Source organism: Ottowia pentelensis, from assembly GCF_964341695.1.
Genome location: NZ_OZ224513.1, coordinates 2,013,670 through 2,032,474, shown reverse-complemented (window position 1 = coordinate 2,032,474; position 18,805 = coordinate 2,013,670). Strand labels below are relative to the sequence as shown.

Here is an 18,805-nt window from a genome sequence, read left to right as displayed (position 1 = left end):
CAGGGGCCGTGGCCAGCGCGCTGTTTTTATTGGCGAAGCAGCGCCAGGCTGGCCCAAAGTACACCAGCGGAGCCTGCGCGGGTGCAAGGCTGCGGGCTTGTCCACGATCCGACGGGCCCCTGCGTTGAAGGGGCTCGATCATCCTGAAAGGCGTTGCCATGAAATCGTCTGCTCTCGCGGCCTGCGGCCTGGCCGCTCTGTTGGCTTTCTCCTCGGGCGCGGCCAGCGCCAAGGGCTGCATCAAGGGCGCGGCCGTGGGCGCGGTGGCCGGCCACTATGCCGGGCATCACGCCGTGATCGGCGCGGTCGGCGGCTGTTTTGCCGGGCGGCACCTGGCCAAGACCAAGGCGGCCGAGCAAAAGGCCGCCCTGCAGCGGGCCGATCAGCAGCGGGCCGACCAGGGCAGCACGGTGCACGCCGGCACGCTGCAAACCACCGCGCCGGCCCACTGACCGGCCCGCGCCCCGGTCAGGGGCGGCGCTCCAGCGCCAGTTTCAACCCAGGCCCCAGCAGCACGGCGCCGCTGGTGCGATAAATCCAGCGCAGCGCCTGCGATTGTGAATGACTGCCAAGACAAGGCCGTCAAACGGCCCGCTGACGCGGGGTGGCCGGCCAACGCAGCCAGCGGTTGAACACCAGCACCCCCGCCAAAACCGCGACCATGCCCGCCACCTGGCTCGCGTCGGGTATCTGGCCCAGCAGCAGGTTGACCAGCAGCGTAAAGACCGGAACCAGGTTGAAGGCGATGGCTGCCTTGTCCGGCCCGATGGCCTGCACGCCGCGCAGCCAGAACACATAGGCCAGGTAGCCGCCACACACGCCCATGTAGGCCAGGATCGCGTGGGCCCCGAGCGATGCATGGGCCAGGGCGGGCCCGGACGCCTCCAGCCAGGCCGCGGCGACCACCAGGGCCAGCGTGCCGACCAGCACCGTCCAGCGCGCGAACTGCATGGGCGGGATGTGCGCGGCGTAGCGCTTGGACGCCACGCTGTAGAAGCTCCAGGCCAGGCAGGCCACCAGCATCCAGGCATCTCCCGTTGCCACATGCAACTGGCCCAGATGGCCGCCGGTGATGACCAGGCACACACCGGCAAATGCCAGCCCGATGCCGACCCACTGCACCGCCCCGATGGGCGTCTTCAGCATGCGGGCCGACAGCAACACCGACACCAGCGGCGACAAGGCCATGATCAGCGCCGCGTTCAGCGCCGACGTGCTGGTCATGGCCTCGAAAAAGGCGTAGTTGAAGCCGAACACGCCCAACAGACCCAGGGGCACCAGCACCCCCGCATCGCGCGCATGCAAGACCGATTCGGCCCGGCCGCGCCACAGCCGCACAGCCAGGAACACGACCGAGGCCAGCACGAAGCGCTCGGCGGCCGAGGTCAGTGCCGGCAGCTCGCCGGCCAGGGCGTGGGCGGCATTGAAGTTGCTGCCCCAAAACAGGGTGCTGAGGATGATCATCGACCAGATCGAAACCAATGCATTCACGAGGGTTCTCCAGAAATTGTGAAGAACACGAGCCATTGCGACCGCATTCCACAAAGAGATAGCGTATAGATTCCATTTGTGGTATCAATACACAATAATGACAATTGAAATTCCGTTTATGAAATCAAACCTGTCCCTGGACGATCTGCAGATATTCCAACAGGTGGCGCAACACGGCGGCATCACCGCCACCGCGCGAGCCACGGGCCTGCCTGCGGCCACCCTGAGCCGCCGGCTCAAGCAGCTGGAACGGGCCGTGGGTGGACGGTTGCTGGAGCGCAACGCCCACCACTTCGCGCTGACCGAATTGGGGGAGGGCTATTACCAGCGCTGCACGCCACTGCTGGCCGAGCTGCGCGACATCCGCCAGCAATTGAGCGAGCGCCATGCTCGCTTGAGCGGCTGCCTGCGCGTCACGGCGCCCGTGGGTGCAGCGCAGAACTGGCTGGGCCAGTGCTTCAACGCGTTCCTGCACCAGTATCCCGGCATCGAACTGGAGCTGGTGTTGTCCAACCAGATCGAAGACCTGGTCGAGCAGCACATCGACGCTGCCTTTCGTGTGGGCGAGCTGCGTGACAGCAGTTGGGTGGCGCGGCCGGTGCGGGACTCGCACGTGATGTTGTGCGCGGCGCCGGCCTATCTGCAGGCGTGCGGTCTGCCCAGCCACCCCGAGCAACTGCGCCAGCACACATTGATAGCTTCGTACCCGTTGCATGAATGGTGGCTGGAACAGGCGGAGAGTGGCGCCATCTTCCGCTTCAATCCGCAGGCACGCCTGCGTGTCAACGACGTGGCCGTTGCGCAGGACGCCGCCCGCGCCGGCTTGGGCATCACGCTGCTGCCGAGCTACTTCCTGGAGGGCGCCGGCAGCGCCGGTCTGCAGGTCGTGTTGCCCGATTGGCGGGGCATTCGACGCCCACTGTATCTGTACTACCGAGATCGCGACGTCATGCCGGCGCGCCTGAAGGCCTTGATCGACTTCGTGATGACATGGGTGCGCCAGCGGGATGAGCCGGCGTTTTAGGATGCGTGAACGCGGATGCCGTTGGTGATCCAATGCATCCATTTCCATGATCCAGCGCCATTCGCGCCCAGTCCATCCAGCCCCCCCAACATGGTCAGACCATCCGCCGCGCCAGCAGCGCGCGTCACCATCGGCGAACTGATCGCCCGCGGCTCGCGGCGACTGACGGAGGCGGGCGTCGCCTTCGGCCACGGCACCACCAACGCCCGCGACGAGGCCGCCTGGCTGGTGCTGTGGTGCCTGGGCCTGCCGCTGGACAGCCCCCTGGGCGACGAGCCCGATTCCATATCAAATCGGCCTGTGGCGCCCGCCGATCAAGCGCGAGTAGCTACGCTTTTTGATGATCGCATCGCCACCCGCAAGCCCGCCGCCTACCTGACGCGCGAGGCCTGGCTGGCCGGCGTGCCGTTCTATGTGGACGAGCGCGCCATCGTGCCGCGCAGCTTCATTGCCGAGCTGCTGGCCGACGGCAGCATCGACGGCTGGCTGAGCGACCGCACGCGCCGCGTGCTCGACCTGTGCACCGGCAACGGCAGCCTGGCCTGCCTGGCGGCCATGGCCTGGCCCGAGGTGGCCGTGACCGGCGCCGATCTCTCGCCCGACGCCCTGGCCGTAGCACGCATCAACGTCGACAAGCATGGTTTGCAGGCGCGCGTGCAGCTGGTCGAATCCGACGGCCTGGCGGCCTGCCCCGGCCCGTGGGACCTGATCCTGTGCAACCCCCCCTACGTCAACGCGCAAAGCATGGCGCGCCTGCCGCCGGAATATCGCGCCGAGCCCGCCCTGGCCTTGGCCGGCGGCCCCGACGGCATGGACTTCGTCCGCCGTCTGCTGCAGGACGCCCCCGCGCGCATGAGGGAGGACGCCGTGCTGGTGCTGGAGATCGGCAACGAGCGCGCTTTCTTCGAGGCGGCGTTTCCCGAACTGCCCGTGTTCTGGCTGGAGACCAGCGCCGGCAGCGACCAGGTGCTGTTGATCACGCGGCAGGCCCTGTCGGGTGCAGGCGCCGGGATGGCAGGAAGAGTGGCGGGAAAATAAAAAAGCGGCCTTATTGATCCGGCATCAACGAACTTGAATCAGGCCGCATAGCGAACAGGATCATGCTCAGTACTGGGGACGCTCGCGGACGCCATCGGGTGAGAAAGAACGAGCAAAACGCCAATGCGCGGCCTGCGTTGCCACCGTCAAAACGGGGCGCAACCTCAACCAGCGCTCCTCGCCAACTTCCGGTTAAGGCCCATTACCCATCGCGTTTGCCGCAGTGTCGGGGCTCGCACCCGGCCATGGACGCGTCAACGCGCGCTGGCACGGGTGCCGAGCTCACACTACCACCGCCAGATGGACTCCTGGGCTTGGGCGGCACTATGCTTGAACTGTTGTGCAAGCTTGGGCACGGTTCCGGCCCTTTTGTCAGCCCGTGTTGACGGCGATGCGTCTGGGCTGGGCGTGCGCCTGCTTGGGAATTCTCAGTGACAGCACGCCGTCTTTGAGGTTCGCGTCGATGCGTGCCGTATCGAGTTCCCGGCTCAGAGTGAAGCTGCGGCGATAGCGCGGGACACGCAGTTCCGCGTAGATCGCCTCGAGCCCCTCGGGCGTGCCGGGCTGTACGCGGCCTTCGATGTGAAGCGTGTCGCCCTCCACCCGCAGATCCAGCTGGTCGCGTGGCACGCCGGGCATGTCGGCCAGCAACGTAATGCCGGATTCGTCCTCCATAACGTCGATCAGGGGTGTCACGGCGCGTTCGTTGGCGTCTTCCTGGGTCGACTGCTGCTTGTCGTTGTGAGTGATCTCCTGGTTCATGATGATCTCCTTGTCCGTCGTTACTGGATGGTGATGCGCTTGGGCTGGGCCGTCTCGCGCCGCGCGATGCTTACCTGCAACACGCCGTCGCGATAGCTTGCCTTAATGTGATCGGGATCGATGTCGTCTGGCAGGGATACCGTCCGATCAAAGCGCCCCGTCGGGCGCTCGCGTGCATAGACGCGCTGGAATTCGGTCCCGGTCGTCGGCGCGAGCCGCTCGCCCGACAGCCGCAGCACGCCGCGGTCCAAGGTGACTTCGATTTTGCTGGCGTCCATGCCTGGAGCGAACGCGTAGACCTCGATGCTCTGAGGCGTGCGGCCGACGTTGAGTTGCGGCTGCGTGCCGGACGAGACCGAGCGGATGTTGCTGGGCAGCGAGGACACGCCAAAAAACGCGTCGTCGAGCTCGCGCTGCAGGCGATCGAGTTGTCCGAACAAGCTGTTCGGATGGCTAACCAATGAAGTAAACATGGCTTGATCTCCGTTCATGGGTGTTCGCCGGTGGAGGCCTCCGACCGGTCGATTTCCAACTTGGAAGCGCCAAAAAAAATTTCAAGAGGTCTTTTTTGGGCAAGCTTGCAGTTACCGGCCAAGCCCGGTTGGTTCCCGGCGACATGGCGGCCCACCCGCGACTTGGGTTCAGCTGTCCGGAGGACTTTCGTCAGTACCAGCGCGACTGAAGCGCTGCGACAGACCCACACGTTCAGCGATCTGCCAGTAGGTCAGCCGCTGGGCGCGACATGGTGCCACGGCTCGGTCGAGCCGTTCATCTGGACCAAGAGCGCCGGCGACATCCTGCAGAAAGTGATCCGCGCAAACAGCCGCTTAAGTTCCAATCAGAACGCAGCATTACCTTAGCGGGGGCAGTGGTGGCCCTGTGAACGTGCGGGGCTACTACCGCAAGGATGGAACCTACGTCAGCCCGCACACGCGAAGCCGCCCCGGTTCACGCCGTCGATAACTCCCCTGCAATCAAGTGCAAGCTCTACCGGGTTGACTTTGGGCGGGTGTTTGGGCGGGAAAGAAAGCCGACAAAGAAAAAACCCAAAATGAATCAATCACTTAGGGTTATATATGGCGGAGAGGGCGGGATTCGAACCCGCGGTGGGCTATGAACCCACACACGCTTTCCAGGCGTGCGACTTAAACCGCTCATCCACCTCTCCGCGAAGCCGTGCATTGTAGCGTGCCCGCTTGCCGTCCCTGCCGTGTTCAGCCCTCGTTGCGCTGCTGCGCCTGCACCATCTTCATGGCCGAGCTGATGAGGGTGGCCACCTCGGTCATGCTGCTGGGCACCACCAGGGTGGTGGTCGATTCCTGCGCCAGCTTGCTGTAGGCGTTGACGGCGAGTTCGGCCACCTTCAGCTGCACGGCCTCGCCGCCGCCCGGCTGGCGGATGGCGGTGCCCACGCGGGTCAGCGCCACGGCGGTGGCGTTGGCCACTTCGGTGATGGCGGCAGCCTGGCCCTGGGCATTGTTGATGGCGGCCTGCTTTTCGCCTTCGGACTTGGCGATGGCGGCCTGCTTCTGGCCTTCGGCCAGGTTGATTTCTTCCTGGCGCTTGCCTTCGGACGTGGCGATGACGGCGCGTTTTTCACGCTCGGCGGTGATCTGCGCCTGCATGGAGCGCAGGATTTCGGCCGGCGGCGTCAGGTCCTTGATCTCGTAGCGCAGCACCTTCACGCCCCAGTTCAGCGCCGCCTCGTCGATGGCGGCCACCACCTGGGCGTTGATCATGTCGCGCTCTTCGAAGGTCTTGTCCAGCTCCAGCTTGCCGATCACGCTGCGCAGCGTGGTCTGCGCCAGCTGGGTGATGGCGACGATGTAGTTGCTGGCGCCGTAGCTGGCGCGCATCGGGTCGGTGACCTGAAAGTACAGCACGCCGTCCACCTGCAGCTGGGTGTTGTCGCGCGTGATGCAGACCTGGCTGGGCACGTCCAGCGGAATTTCCTTCAGCCCGTGCTTGTAGGCCACGCGGTCGATGAAGGGCACCAGAAAGTTCAAGCCCGGCGCCAGCGTGGCGTGGTACTTGCCCAGGCGCTCGACCACCCAGGCGTTTTGCTGGGGCACGACCTTGATCGAGCGGGTGATGAAGATGACGGCAATGATGACGACGATCAGCGCGATGGACATGGTGCGGTCTCCCGGGTGGCGTTGACGTGAGGGTTCAAGAAGAAGAGGGGGAGGGGACGGGCTCGACCAGCAGGCGGCTGCCTTCCAGCTCGACCACGCGGTGGCGGCCCGCCTGGGGCGCCGCCGCGCCGCGGTACACCGCCGTCCACTGTGCGCCGCGGTAGCGGATCTGCGCCGTGCCGTCGGCGTTCCAGTGCTCGATCTGCACCACCTCGCCGACGTCCAGGTTCACGCTGCGGTCGGCGCGCGGCGACGGGTCGCCCGGGCGGCGCCGGCGCACCCAGTAGCAGGCGAAAACGGCCGCCGCGCCGACCACGGCGGCGACGATCATCTGCGTGTACTGGTCGGCGCCCGCGTGGGCCGTCAGCGCGCCGGCCAGGCCGCCGATGGCCAGCATCAGCAGGTAAAAAGTGCCGGTGGCCAGCTCGGCCGCCACCAGCAGGCCGGTGATGATCCACCACAGCGTCGAGTCCGCCATCGATTCCTCCTCTTGCGCCATCGGCCCGGGGCGAGCCACCGGGGCTATTGTGGGCCATCGCGCCCGCGGCACCGGGATAAACCCGGATTTCCGTACACTTGCGCGCTGCATCGCGTTTATCGGCCGGAGGCCGCCCCATGAAATTCCGCTTTCCCATCGTCATCATCGACGAAGACTACCGCGCCGAGAACACTTCCGGCCTGGGCATCCGCGCGCTGGCCAAGGCAATCGAGGACGAGGGCTTCGAGATCCTGGGCGTGACCAGCTATGGCGACCTGAGCCAGTTTGCCCAGCAGCAGAGCCGCGCCAGCGCCTTCATCCTGTCGATCGACGACGAGGAACTGGGGGGCGACCCGGAGGCCGACACCGCCGTGCAGAACCTGCGCAACTTCATTGCCGAGGTGCGGCGCAAGAACGAGGACGTGCCGATCTACCTGCACGGCGAGACCAAGACCAGCCAGCACCTGCCCAACGACGTGCTGCGCGAGCTGCACGGCTTCATCCACATGTTCGAGGACACGCCCGAGTTCGTGGCCAAGCACATCGTGCGCGAGGCCAAGAGCTATCTGGAGGGCATCCAGCCGCCATTCTTCAAGGCGCTGCTGGACTACGCCGAGGACGGCTCCTACAGCTGGCACTGCCCGGGGCATTCGGGCGGCGTGGCGTTTCTCAAGTCGCCCATCGGCCAGATGTACCACCAGTTCTATGGCGAGAACATGCTGCGCGCCGACGTCTGCAACGCGGTGGAAGAGCTGGGCCAGCTGCTGGACCACAACGGCGCCATCGGCGCCAGCGAGCGCAACGCGGCGCGCATCTTCAACGCCGACCACTGCTTTTTCGTCACCAACGGCACCTCGACCAGCAACAAGATCGTGTGGCACCACACCGTGGCGCCGGGCGACGTGGTGGTGATCGACCGCAACTGCCACAAGAGCAACCTGCACGCCATCATCATGACGGGGGCGATCCCGGTGTTTCTGCGCCCCACGCGCAACCACTTCGGCATCATCGGCCCGATCCACAAGAGCGAGTTCGAGCCCGAGGCCATCAAGGCCAAGATCCGCGCCAACCCGCTGCTGCGCCACGTGGACGCCGATACCGTCAAGCCGCGCATCATGACGCTCACGCAGTCCACCTACGACGGCGTGCTCTACAACACCGAAACCATCAAGCACCAGCTGGACGGCTACGTGGAGAACCTGCACTTCGACGAGGCCTGGCTGCCGCACGCGGCCTTCCACCCGTTCTACGGCACCTATCACGCCATGGGCAAGAAGCGCGCGCGGCCCAGGCAGTCGGTGGTGTATTCGACGCAGTCGATCCACAAGCTGCTGGCCGGCATCAGCCAGGCCAGCCACGTGCTGGTGCAGGACTCGCAAAACGTCAAGCTGGACCGCTACCTGTTCAACGAGGCGTACCTGATGCACACCTCGACCAGCCCGCAGTACAGCATCATCGCCAGCTGCGACGTGGCCGCGGCCATGATGGAGCCGCCCGGCGGCACGGCGATGGTCGAGGAAAGCCTGCTGGAGGCGATGGACTTTCGCCGCGCCATGCGCAAGGTGGAGGCCGACTACGGCGAGAACGACTGGTGGTTCAAGGTCTGGGGCCCCGAGAAGCTGACCCACCAGGGCATCGGCCGCGCCGACGACTGGATCATCAAGAACGGCACCGCCAAGAGCAAGAGCTGGCACGGCTTCGGCAAGCTGGCGCCGGGCTTCAACATGCTGGACCCGATCAAGGCGACCATCGTCACGCCGGGACTCAACCTGGACGGCAAGTTCGACAAGACCGGCATCCCGGCGGCCATCGTCACCAAGTTCCTGGCCGAGCACGGCGTGGTGGTCGAAAAGACGGGCCTCTACAGCTTCTTCATCATGTTCACCATCGGCATCACCAAGGGCCGCTGGAACACCTTGCTGACCGCGCTGCAGCAGTTCAAGGACGACTACGACCGCAACCAGCCGCTGTGGCGCATCATGCCGGAGTTCTGCGCCCAGCACCGCCGCTATGAGCGCATGGGCCTGCGCGACCTGTGCCAGCACGTGCACGAGCTGTACGCGCGCTACGACATCGCGCGGCTGACCACCGACATGTATTTGTCCGAGCTCAAGCCCGCCATGATTCCGGCCGACGCCTACGCCTGCATCGCGCGCCGGCAGGTGCAGCGCGTGCCCATCGACGAGCTGGAAGGCCGCGTGGCCACCAGCCTGATCACGCCGTACCCGCCGGGCATTCCGCTCTTGATCCCCGGCGAGGTGTTCAACCGCAAGATCGTCGACTACCTGAAGTTCGCGCGCGAGTTCGCGCTGCTGTGCCCCGGCTTCGAGACCGACATCCACGGCCTGGTCGAAGAGGAGGGCGAGGACGGGCGCATGCGCTTCTTCGCCGACTGCGTGGTCCAGTGATTCTCGTCGGGCCGTCTTGCGCCGGCCCGGCAACGCGCTACCATAGGATCGTCATCGTCAACCAAGCAAGGAGAACCGATGTTTCCTGAGTACCGCGACCTGATCACCCGCCTGAAGTCCGAGGGCAAGCACCAGCGATTTCTGCACCTGTTCGAGCGCCACAACCAGCTCGACCAACAGATCACCGAAATGGGCACGGCAGATGCCGGCCCCATGCACGCGGCCATCGAAGCACTGAAGAAAGAAAAGCTGCACGTGAAGGACGAGCTCTACGCGCTGTTACGTCAGGAAGCAACAGCGACCGGCTGAAGGGCCGAAACCACTGAGCTGACCCGAACTCGTCAGCAATGAACGCCCGGTGCGCGATGTCCCGGGCGTTTGCGTTTCTGGACGACGCACTTGTCGCGGTCGCGAGTTCGTGGTCCTCGGGCCTGCGCGAGAGCGACCAGCCGCGCCAAGCCGCACCAGGTAAGCGCATGCCGCAGTGGATGCGCAGCAGTCGATAGGCCGCGTACGGGATGGCGTTGCGCCCGGCCTCCCAGTTACGTAAACCCCGCTCGGTGACGTGAAGGAATTTCCCGCACTGGGCCCGCGACCAGCCCAGCGAGCGATACATCGCACGCAGGCGCCGGCCTTGCTCGATGCGGGTTTCGAGCCGGTGGGCGGCCAGCTTGAGCCGCTTTGTTACTTCATACGATGTGTATTATGTTAATAATCAATTGTGTGAAATATGCCACGCTTTCGCCCCACGATCCCCGCTGCGACCATGAATGAGGCTCGATGGGTTGCCAAACGGAGGCTGCGAACTATCATTTGACGTAACGAAACGAATCAATCGTCATTTTGAGATTGCTTCCGCCATGCGATGGATTACCACTCAAACGCTCGCTTCCCTGGTTGACCGCCTGGTCAATCGAAAGCTCGATGCGCGCGACGCAGCGGTGCAGATGGCCCACATCCGCAGCGCCATGCTCGAGCTGCTGGGCGACGACGGCGCGCGGCGCCATCCGCAGGTGGCTCGGCGCATCCAGTTTTGCGCCGACGAAATGGCGCTGTGGTACGCGCGCTCGGACCTGGTGGCCGCGCTGGCCGATCTCTACGACGAAGAAACGGCGCAGCGCCGGGTGGCCCGCCAGTCGGTCCTGTTTCGCGGCCTGCTGCCCAAGAGCATGATGGCGCGGCCGGGGGCGCTGCGCGACTGAAGATCCGCGCCACCCATCGGGCCATCGGCGCACCCTCAGTGCATGTGGCCCCACAGCACCAGGGCTTCGCGCCCCTCCACCAGCAGATCGACCTCGGCGCCCACGGGCAGCAGCACCTTGGTCGGCGCGTGGCCGAACGGCAGGCCGGTCAGCACCGGCACCTTCAGCTGGCTGCGCAGCTGCTCGACCACCTTGGCCAGGGTGTAGCCGCGGTCGTGTCCGTTCAGGCGATAGTCGGTGAACTGCCCCAGCAAAATGGCTTTCTGGCGCGCCAGCACGCCGGCGTGCAGCAGCTGCAGCAGCATGCGCTCGACACGATAGGGGTGCTCGCCCACCTCTTCCAGAAACAGCACGCCGCCTTTCACCTCGGGCCACCAGGGCGTGGCCAGCAGCGACTGCACCATGGCCAGGTTGCCGCCCCACAGCGGGGCGTGCCGCGCCAGATGGGCGGGTCGCCCGGCCAAGGTCGCCACGTCGCGCGCCGGCAGACGCCAGCCCGTGCCCTCGCTCGCTCCGCTCACCACGTCATCGAAGCAGGCCAGCATGATCTCGTCGGGGCCGCCCGCCTTGACGGCTCCATGGCCTTCGGCGGCATCCGCCGCGTCCGAGGCGCCAAAGCCCTCGCACAGCGCGGGCCCGGCCCAGGTGACGGTCTGGCCGCGCGCCAGCAGGCCCAGTTGCAGCACGGTGAAATCGCTGAAGCCGACCCAGCGCGTGCCGCGCTCGGCCGCGCGTGCCAGCGCCCGCCAGGGCAGTTGCGGCAGCAGGCGGCTCAGGCCGTAGCCGCCGCGTGTGATGAGGGCCACGTCGGCGCCGCTGGCGGCCGCGCGCTCGATGGCGGCCAGGCGCGTGGCGTCGTCGCCGGCAAAGCGCTGCCAGGCGGCCAGCGCGTCGGGGTCGACCTCGACCTCGTGGCCCATCGTCTGCAGGCGCTTGATGCCGCGCCGAAAGGCCGCGCGGTCGCGCACCGCGCCGGAAGGTGAATAGACGTAGATGTGGGCCATGCCGATGCGATTTTGAATGATTTTCGGTTGTAGCGCTTGCAGATCAAGCGCCGGCAGCTATCAAAATTGTATCATTGGCTGCCCGCAATCGGGTGCGCTCAAGCCGCCGTGGGTGCAAAGTGCGCCATGGCGTGGTCGGCCACCACGGCGCCGCATTCGGGCACGAAGTGGCCGCAGGCGGGCAGCACGATGGGCGGCGGGCAGCCGCGGATGTCGGCGTGCAGGACGCGCATCACGGGCTCGCCCAGCACCGGGTCGGCGGCGCCGATCAGCATCAGGCTGCGCCCCTGCCAGTCGTGGCGCCAGAAGTCGCGCGCCCGCCGGGCCGTGGCGGCGCCCTCGTCGGGCGGCTGCTCGGCCACCAGGGCCGGAAACGCGCGCAACGCGGCGCGAAAACCGGCGTTTGGAAAGGGCGCCGCGTAGGCCGCGCATTCGGCTGCGCTCAATGACGGGTTGCCGCGCGCCAGCAGGCGGGCGATGTCGAAGGCCGGGTTTTTGGCACACATCTCGCGCCAGGCCACGAAGCCGGCGGGCAGCGGCGCCTCGCCGGTGGCCAGCAGCGTGTTCATCACCAGCAGGCCGTGGTAGCGCGCCGGGCTGGCCATGGGCAGGGTCAGGCCCAGCAGGCCGCCCCAGTCCTGCACCACCAGCACCACGCGCCGCAGGTCCAGCCGCTCGACCAGCTCCAGCAACACCTGGCGATGCCAGTCGAAGCGGTGCGCCGCCTCTTTCTTGGGCTTGTCGCTCTTGCCGAAGCCGATCAGGTCGGGCGCCACCACGCGCTGGCCGGCGGCGGCCAGGCGCGCGATCAGGTGGCGGTACAGATAGCTCCAGCCGGGGTTGCCGTGCAGGCATAGCCAGGTCAGCGGCGCGTCGCGCGGGCCTTCGTCGACATAGTGCAGGCGCAGGCCGGCCAGCGCCGGCAGGTCGCTGACGTAATGCGGCGCCCAGGGGTAGCCGGGCAGGCCGTCGAAGGCGGCGTCGGGCGTGCGCAGGGCGTCTTCGCGCAGCGGGCTGGGGTTGCCGCGCCGGGTCTCGAAGAAGGCGCGCAGCAGCGCCCCGCCCTCCTCGGCCAGCACGCCGCCCTGCACCACGGTCTGGTGATTGAGCCGAGATTCGCCAAAGACATTCAGCACCGAGCCGGCGGCGCCGGTGCGCGGATCGGGCGCGCCGAACACCACGCGCGCCAGGCGCGCATGCAGCATGGCGCCGGCGCACATGGCGCAGGGCTCCAGCGTGACGTAGAGCGTGCAGCCGTCCAGCCGGTAATTGCCCAGCGCGCGGGCAGCGGCGCGCAGCGCGGCGATCTCGGCGTGGGCGGTGGGGTCGTGCTGGCCGATGGGCGCATTGCGGCCGGTGGCGATGACGCGCCCGCCCTGCACCACCACGGCGCCCACCGGCACCTCGCCCGCGGCGGCGGCGGCCCGGGCTTCGGCCAGCGCCAGGCGCATGGCTTGCTCGTCGCTGGCGACCAGGGTGTCGGGCGGTGCAGTCACTATGCTATCGATAGCTGCTCGCGCTTGACTGGAGCCGGCTTCAGCCACTTTTCTTATAAATCGCGTTATTTGGCGTCGTCCGGCAGGTCGCGCGGCGTCTGCAAGGCGTTTTCGATCTGCTGCTTGAACTGCTGCTCGATGCGCTGGCTTTGCTCGCGCACGTTGCCGCTGGCGGGTGCCGCGGCGGCGCCGGCCGTGGCCGGGGGCAGGGCCAGCTGGTTCAGGCTGGCGGTTTGGCGCGTGGCCAGCCAGGCCACCACCAGCATGGCCAGCAACACGCCAATGAGTCCGAGGCCGCGCATGATCAGGCGCCTTGCCCGGCGGTGCTCGCCAGGCCCAGACGCTCCATCCAGCGCGCCAGCCCGCGCTCGGCCTCGGTGCCGGCCGCGTAGTGCGCGTGCATGGCGGCATGCGCCTCGGGGCGGTGCTGGTTGAGCTTGACCGCGCATTGCCAGGATTCGACCTGCAGCTCGAAGGCCACGATGGCCGCCAGCATGCGCTGCTGAAACGCCGCGTCCAGGCTGCGCCACTGCGCCGCATAGGCCGGGTCGTGGTCGGCGATCAGGGTCTTGAGCAGCGCGTCCTTGGCGGCCGCATCCTGCGCGTCGATCAGCCGCGCCCGCACGCGGCAGTGCACCGCCACGTAGCTCCAGGTCGGCACGCGCGCCTGCTCGGCGTACACGTCGGGCGACATGTAGGCGTTGGGGCCGAGGAAGGTCACCAGCGCCTGCGGCCGCGCCTGCAGCTGCTGCCACTGCGGATTGGCGCGCGCCATGTGGGCCAGCAGGGTCCAGCCGCCCTGCCCGTCCACGTTCAGGTGCATGGGCAGGTGGCTGACCTGCGGCAGGCCGGCCTCGTCGGTGGTGATCAGGCTGGCCAGCGGCTGCTCGCGCACGATCTGCGCGGCCACGGCGGCGTCGCTGCTGCTGTGCGTGGGGTTGAGGTACATGGTGGAATGCGGGCGGGGTATGGCAGCGGCGATGGTAGCGCGCCCGGCGCCTCAGGCCGCATGATGCGCGATGCGGTACAGCGCCGTGGACATCGCCGTCACGCCGGCGGCGGCAAACTTGGCCTCCTGCGCCAGGATGTCGCGCCGCTCCAGCAGCGCCACGCCCCAGTCCGGCTCGTAGTGCCGGCGCACCTCCGCCTCCTCGACCGAGAACGGCGGGCCCTGCATCTCGTGCTGCGGGTATTCCAGCGTGACCAGCAGGCCGAGGCAACCCGCCGGCAGCCGCGCGTAGGGCCCGGCCACGTAGCGCGCGCGCAGCTCGGGCGGCAGCGCGATCAGGGCGGCGCGGTCGTACACGCCGGCGCAGTCGGCCAGCGCGGCGGCGTCCAGCCCGAACACGTCGCCGCAGATCAGCTCGATCGCGCCGGCCACATGGTGCGTGCCGTAGTGCGAACTGCGCACCGTGGGCGTCAGCCCGTGCTCGGCAAAGAACTGCTGCACCGCCAGCGGCGACAGTTCCACCCCCAGCACCGGATGGCCCTGCCCCGCCAGCCACAGCATGTCCAGCGACTTGCCCGCCAGCGGCACGAACACGCGCCCGCCCGCCGGCACGCCCACGGCCGGCCAGTGCTTTTGCAAGAGCGGCAGCACGTGCGACTGGTGAAATCCGGTTTGCCCTTGCTGCCAGCGCTGCAGCCAGAAATCGTGGTCCATGGTGATCGATCCAGATGGGGCCTCGGCCCGATCATCCAGTGTAGCCAGCCGGTACGCATGCGGTATCGTGCCCGCTCGCACGCCACGGGAGGAGATCCGCATGCCGTCAACATTTCGCCGCCTCGGCGCCGGTGCCGCGCTGGCCCTTGCCCTGGCCGGTTGCGCCGGGCCTGCGCCCACGTCGGCGCCGGCGCACGAGCCAGCCCCCGATCTGGTGCCGCTGCACACGCTGGCGCCCACCGTGCAGCAGGACATGCGCTACTTTGGCAGCCACAACTTCATGGGCCGGCGCGTGGCCGGCTACGAGGCGCCGCGCTGCTGGCTGAGCCGCCCGGCCGCCCTGGCGCTGGCCGCCGTGCAGCGCGATCTGGCGCCCTGGGGCCTGGGCCTGAAGGTGTTCGACTGCTACCGCCCGCAGGCCGCGGTCGACGACTTCGTGCGCTGGGGCGCCGACCTGACCGACCAGCGCACCAAGGCCGAGTACTACCCCAGGGTGCCCAAGAGCGAGCTGTTCGCCCGCGGCTACATCGCCGAGCGCTCGGGCCACAGCCGCGCCAGCACGGTCGACCTGAGTCTGGTGGTGCTGGACGCGGCCACCGCGCGCACGGTGCTGCTGGGCGCCATCGCCAACGGACAGGAAATCGACATGGGCACGCCCTTCGATCTGTTCGACGAGCGCTCGCACACCGACAACCCCACGCTGGGCGTGACCGTGCGCCACAACCGCCAGTGGCTGCGCGCCGTGATGCAGCGCCACGGCTGGCGCAACCTGCCCGAGGAGTGGTGGCACTACACCCTGCAAAACGAGCCCTACCCCGATCGCTATTTCAAGCGGCCGGTGCGCTGAAGGCCGTGCAGCGCCGATCGCGCTCGCTATAATTTTTGGACGCGGCGCGAACCCCCGTTCACGCCGCGCGCTGGGGGTGCCCCGGCGCACCACAGACCTGTGGGCGTCGCGGCTGAGAGCAAACCCTTTGAACCTGACTGAGATCATCCTCGCGCAGGGAAGCAAGGCCAGCCGCCGTTGACCACGGCACGCCTTCATTTCCTGCCATCGCCCTGGAGCAAGCCGATGGCAAGCCCTTCCTCTCCCGACGCCGCGCACGGCGCCGCCCTGCCGATCGGCGCGCACGAGCGGCGCTTCGGCGCGCTCGACCACGCGGCCCTGTGGTTCAGCCTGGGCGTGGGCCTGCTGGTGATGCAGGTCGGCGCCGCGCTGATGCCGGCGCTGTCGCCGCGCGACGCCCTGCTGGCCATCGGCCTGGGCTCGCTGCTGGGCGCGGGGCTGCTGGCCTGGGTGGGCTCGCTGGGGGCGCGCCACGGGCTGTCCAGCTCGGCGCTGATCGGCGCGGCGCTGGGACGCTCGTTCGCGCTGTTGCCGGTGGGCCTGAACGTGCTGCAACTGCTGGGCTGGACGGCCTTCGAGCTGGTCATCATGCGCGACGGCAGCGCCGCGCTGCTGCAGCGCGTCGGCCTGGGCGGCGCCTGGGCAGCGCCGGTGCTGACGCTGCTGTGGGGCGCGCTGCTGATGGCGCTGGCCGCCGGCTCGATGGTGGGCCTGGTGCGGCGCTTCGTCAGCCGCTTCGGCCTGCCGCTGGTGGTGCTGTCGCTGGCCTGGCTGAGCTGGCAGTTCGGATCGCGCCTGGCCGAGCAAGGGCTGGCCGCGTGGTGGCACCGTCCCGGCACCGGCGAGATGAGCGCACTGCAGGCGCTGGACCTGGTGATCGCCATGCCCGTGTCCTGGCTGCCGCTGGTGGCCGACTACGCGCGCTACGGACGCAGCACGCGCGGCACGCTGTCGGGCATCTGGCTGGGCTATGTCGTGGCCAACCTGTGGTGCTACGCGCTGGGCGTGGTGGTGGTGGCCACGGCGCCAGCCAACGCCGACCTGCTGGCCACCATGCTGCTGGCACAGGGCGGGCTGATCGCGCTGGGCTTCATCCTGATCGACGAGGTCGACAACGCCTATGGCGACGTGCACTCGGGCGCGGTGTTGGCGCATTACCTGACGCGCTCGCGCTGGAGCATTCGCCGGCTGGGCATAGTCCTGGCGGCGCTGGCCACCGCCGCCGCGCTGGCGCTGCCCATCCACAGCCTGGAGCCCTTCCTGCTGCTGCTCAGCTCGGTGTTCGTGCCGCTGTTCGGCGTCGTGCTGTCGCAGCTGGCGGGCGGCGGTTTGCCGGCGGCCCGCGCGGTGCGCGCCGGCCCGGCGCTGCTGTGGCTGGCCGGCATCGCCTGCTTTCACCTGGGCGGCGTGTTCTGGCCGCAGTGGGGTTCGGCCCTGCCCTGCCTGGCCTTCACCCTGATCGGCGGCTGGCTGCTGCGCCTGCTGCCGCAAGGACCGCGGCCCAGCGCGTCGGCGCCCGGCGCTTGAAGGACTACCACGCCCCCCGGTGGTCGGGCACGCGCCGCACCAGCGGCAGCGCCAGCAGCAGCACCACGGCCACCGCGCCGTAGATCCAGGCCTGCATGGCGCCGGGGTTGGCGGCGGCGGCCAGCACGGCGGTGGCCAGCGACACGGTGGCGATGGTGCCGATCTGCAAGAACAGCGTGCGCATGGCGGCCAGCGTCGACGCGTTTTGCGGCGCCAGCTGCAGCCCCGCATTGCGGCTGGCCGGGTTGACCACGCCCACCCCGATGCCGACCAGAAAGGTCGCGCCCATCAGCCAGGGGTACGGCGCCCAGCCCGCTGGCGGGTGCAGCGCCACCCCCAGCAGGCCCAGCACGATGGCCAGCGCGCCCAGAACCAAGGGCCGTCGGTAGCCGGTGCGCCGCAGCCCCCAGGTGGCCAGCAGCGAGAACACGATGGCCGCCACGCCCTGCGCAATCAGCAGGCTGCCGGCGGCCAGCACGTCGATGCCATAGCGGTTGGTGGCGTACAGCGGAACCAGGGCCACCGCGCCGATGCTCATGCCGCCGAAGATGGCGTTGACCGCATTGACCGCGCCGAAGCCCGTGCCATAAATCAGGCGCGGCGCGATGAAGGGCTGCGCCGCGCGCCGGATGCGCACCACGAACCCCACCCCGGCCAGCAGCGCCACCGCCAGCGCGGCCGCAAACGCCGCCACGCTGGCGCCCTGCTCGCCCAGCAGGTTGATGGCCAGCATGCCGGCCAGCAGGCACAGCCCCAGCAAGGCCATGCCGACGAAGTCCATGCCCGCGCGGCGCTCGCGCGACACCGGCCGGTCGCGCGGGATGTAGCGCAGCGCCAGCACCACGATGGCGATGCCGATCGGCACGTTGACGAAAAACACCCCGCGCCATGACCAGTAGGCCACGCACAGCCCGCCGAAGACGGGGCCGATCATGGCGCCGATCGGGAAAATGCTGCCGAACAGGCTGACGAAGCGGTCGCGCGCAGCGCCGAAGTGGTCCACGATCAGGCCCGTTGCCGACGGCGTGAAGCCCGCTCCACCGGCGGCCTGCAGCACCCGCAGCGCAATCAGGGTCCCTATGTCGTTGGCCAGCGCGCAGCCCAGCGAAGCCAGCGTGAACACCACCACCGAGCCGATGAACACGCGCCGGCGCCCCAGCCGCTCGCTCAGCTTGCCGGCGATGGGCAGCATCAGCGCGAAGCCGAACGAGTAGCCGGTCAGCGTCCAGCCGGCCCAGTTGATCGAGGTGTCCAGCCCCTGCTGCAGCGCATGCAGTGCCGTCGCCACGATGGTCGAGTCGATCGACATCATCATCAGCGCCAGCGCGATGGTGGCGAAGGCCGGCCCGCGGCGCACCGTCGCTGGCCCGGCACTGGCTTCACGCTCGGGCGCGGACGAGGCCGCGATGGGACGGGGGGCTTGCATGGCGAAGCCAAGCATAGCGGCGCCGCGCCGGCTGCGCTGGGCAGGGGACGTTGGGCCGGCAGTGACACCCTCGTAGCGCACCTAAAAGAAAAACCCCGCTACCTTTTGAGTAGCGGGGTTTCCTTGCGGTATTTGGCTCCCCGACCTGGGCTCGAACCAGGGACCTACGGATTAACAGTCCGATTATGGCAATATTTGCCACTGTTGATGGTTGTCGATATACTTCATGAAAATCAACATGTTAGATATCATTACTGATGATTTGTACAGTTAGTGATGTTGATTGAAATTCGCCAAAATAGGG

Annotated in this window: 20 protein-coding genes and 1 tRNA gene; 9 read left to right on the top strand and 12 right to left on the bottom strand. The window is 68.0% G+C overall.

Going from position 1 to position 18,805, the window contains the following annotated elements:
• Nucleotides 1-158: 158 nt before the first annotated feature.
• On the top strand, nt 159-452 hold the full coding sequence (locus ACWHMB_RS09915) for a hypothetical protein (protein WP_377483281.1): 294 nt from the start codon (nt 159-161) through the stop codon (nt 450-452).
• 130 nt (nt 453-582) lie between these two features.
• On the opposite strand, the gene ACWHMB_RS09910 is transcribed toward ACWHMB_RS09915, so the two are convergent.
• Entirely contained in the window at nt 583-1,491 is a 909-nt protein-coding gene (locus tag ACWHMB_RS09910) for a DMT family transporter (protein ID WP_377483283.1), read from the bottom strand.
• Nucleotides 1,492-1,609: 118 nt separating this feature from the next.
• Between ACWHMB_RS09910 and ACWHMB_RS09905 the strand changes: the two genes are divergently transcribed.
• Together ACWHMB_RS09905 and prmB are read left to right on the top strand one after the other, a co-directional pair.
• Entirely contained in the window at nt 1,610-2,515 is a 906-nt protein-coding gene (locus ACWHMB_RS09905) for a LysR family transcriptional regulator (RefSeq protein WP_377483285.1), read from the top strand.
• Between the two features lie 90 nt (nt 2,516-2,605).
• A complete protein-coding gene (prmB, locus tag ACWHMB_RS09900; protein WP_377483287.1) occupies nt 2,606-3,553 on the top strand; it encodes a 50S ribosomal protein L3 N(5)-glutamine methyltransferase in 948 nt (315 codons plus the stop codon).
• Between the two features lie 372 nt (nt 3,554-3,925).
• Here prmB and ACWHMB_RS09895 read toward each other — a convergent pair whose 3' ends face one another.
• A complete protein-coding gene (locus ACWHMB_RS09895) occupies nt 3,926-4,315 on the bottom strand; it encodes an Hsp20/alpha crystallin family protein (protein ID WP_377483289.1) in 390 nt (129 codons plus the stop codon).
• A 20-nt stretch (nt 4,316-4,335) separates the two neighbouring features.
• Entirely contained in the window at nt 4,336-4,788 is a 453-nt protein-coding gene (locus tag ACWHMB_RS09890) for an Hsp20/alpha crystallin family protein (protein ID WP_377483291.1), read from the bottom strand.
• Nucleotides 4,789-4,791: 3 nt separating this feature from the next.
• Here ACWHMB_RS09890 and ACWHMB_RS09885 point away from each other — a divergent pair, with 3 nt between their 5' ends.
• Entirely contained in the window at nt 4,792-5,175 is a 384-nt protein-coding gene (locus ACWHMB_RS09885; protein ID WP_377483293.1) for a hypothetical protein, read from the top strand.
• Nucleotides 5,176-5,392: 217 nt separating this feature from the next.
• Here ACWHMB_RS09885 and ACWHMB_RS09880 read toward each other — a convergent pair.
• The 3 genes from ACWHMB_RS09880 to ACWHMB_RS09870 form a co-directional block, all read right to left on the bottom strand.
• Nucleotides 5,393-5,483: transfer RNA gene (locus ACWHMB_RS09880), tRNA-Ser, on the bottom strand.
• Between the two features lie 46 nt (nt 5,484-5,529).
• Nucleotides 5,530-6,450 carry an SPFH domain-containing protein gene (locus ACWHMB_RS09875; protein WP_377483295.1) on the bottom strand — a complete coding sequence of 307 codons (921 nt, stop codon included), beginning with the start codon at nt 6,448-6,450 and terminating at the stop codon, nt 5,530-5,532.
• Between the two features lie 34 nt (nt 6,451-6,484).
• Nucleotides 6,485-6,928 (bottom strand): NfeD family protein, encoded by a 444-nt coding sequence (locus ACWHMB_RS09870; RefSeq protein ID WP_377483297.1) that lies wholly within the window; start codon nt 6,926-6,928, stop codon nt 6,485-6,487.
• 137 nt (nt 6,929-7,065) lie between these two features.
• Here ACWHMB_RS09870 and ACWHMB_RS09865 point away from each other — a divergent pair, with 137 nt between their 5' ends.
• The 3 genes from ACWHMB_RS09865 to ACWHMB_RS09855 all read left to right on the top strand — a co-directional run bounded on the left by ACWHMB_RS09865 (nt 7,066) and on the right by ACWHMB_RS09855 (nt 10,538).
• Nucleotides 7,066-9,336 (top strand): Orn/Lys/Arg family decarboxylase, encoded by a 2,271-nt coding sequence (locus tag ACWHMB_RS09865; protein ID WP_377483299.1) that lies wholly within the window; start codon nt 7,066-7,068, stop codon nt 9,334-9,336.
• A gap of 78 nt (nt 9,337-9,414) precedes the next feature.
• Nucleotides 9,415-9,645, top strand: a complete 231-nt coding sequence (locus tag ACWHMB_RS09860) for a YdcH family protein (protein WP_293226440.1) — start codon at nt 9,415-9,417, stop codon at nt 9,643-9,645.
• A gap of 551 nt (nt 9,646-10,196) precedes the next feature.
• On the top strand, nt 10,197-10,538 hold the full coding sequence (locus ACWHMB_RS09855) for a hypothetical protein (protein WP_293226454.1): 342 nt from the start codon (nt 10,197-10,199) through the stop codon (nt 10,536-10,538).
• Nucleotides 10,539-10,573: 35 nt separating this feature from the next.
• On the opposite strand, the gene ACWHMB_RS09850 is transcribed toward ACWHMB_RS09855, so the two are convergent.
• From ACWHMB_RS09850 to ACWHMB_RS09830, 5 genes are all read right to left on the bottom strand, one after another.
• A complete protein-coding gene (locus tag ACWHMB_RS09850; protein ID WP_377483301.1) occupies nt 10,574-11,542 on the bottom strand; it encodes an LD-carboxypeptidase in 969 nt (322 codons plus the stop codon).
• Between the two features lie 98 nt (nt 11,543-11,640).
• Nucleotides 11,641-13,038 carry a tRNA adenosine(34) deaminase TadA gene (tadA, locus tag ACWHMB_RS09845; RefSeq protein WP_377483303.1) on the bottom strand — a complete coding sequence of 466 codons (1,398 nt, stop codon included), beginning with the start codon at nt 13,036-13,038 and terminating at the stop codon, nt 11,641-11,643.
• 65 nt (nt 13,039-13,103) lie between these two features.
• Nucleotides 13,104-13,340 (bottom strand): hypothetical protein, encoded by a 237-nt coding sequence (locus tag ACWHMB_RS09840; protein ID WP_377483305.1) that lies wholly within the window; start codon nt 13,338-13,340, stop codon nt 13,104-13,106.
• A gap of 2 nt (nt 13,341-13,342) precedes the next feature.
• The gene (locus ACWHMB_RS09835; protein ID WP_377483307.1) at nt 13,343-13,987 is read right to left on the bottom strand and encodes an FMN-binding negative transcriptional regulator; all 645 of its coding nucleotides are present in this window, start codon (nt 13,985-13,987) and stop codon (nt 13,343-13,345) included.
• 51 nt (nt 13,988-14,038) lie between these two features.
• Entirely contained in the window at nt 14,039-14,701 is a 663-nt protein-coding gene (locus ACWHMB_RS09830) for a thiopurine S-methyltransferase (RefSeq protein WP_377483309.1), read from the bottom strand.
• A gap of 100 nt (nt 14,702-14,801) precedes the next feature.
• Between ACWHMB_RS09830 and ACWHMB_RS09825 the strand changes: the two genes are divergently transcribed.
• Both ACWHMB_RS09825 and ACWHMB_RS09820 read left to right on the top strand, forming a co-directional pair.
• On the top strand, nt 14,802-15,548 hold the full coding sequence (locus tag ACWHMB_RS09825) for a M15 family metallopeptidase (protein WP_377483310.1): 747 nt from the start codon (nt 14,802-14,804) through the stop codon (nt 15,546-15,548).
• Between the two features lie 225 nt (nt 15,549-15,773).
• A complete protein-coding gene (locus ACWHMB_RS09820) occupies nt 15,774-17,075 on the top strand; it encodes a purine-cytosine permease family protein (protein ID WP_447648522.1) in 1,302 nt (433 codons plus the stop codon).
• 4 nt (nt 17,076-17,079) lie between these two features.
• Here the strand turns inward: ACWHMB_RS09820 and ACWHMB_RS09815 are convergent, their stop codons facing one another.
• A complete protein-coding gene (locus ACWHMB_RS09815) occupies nt 17,080-18,501 on the bottom strand; it encodes an MFS transporter (protein WP_447648521.1) in 1,422 nt (473 codons plus the stop codon).
• Nucleotides 18,502-18,805 lie beyond the last annotated feature (304 nt).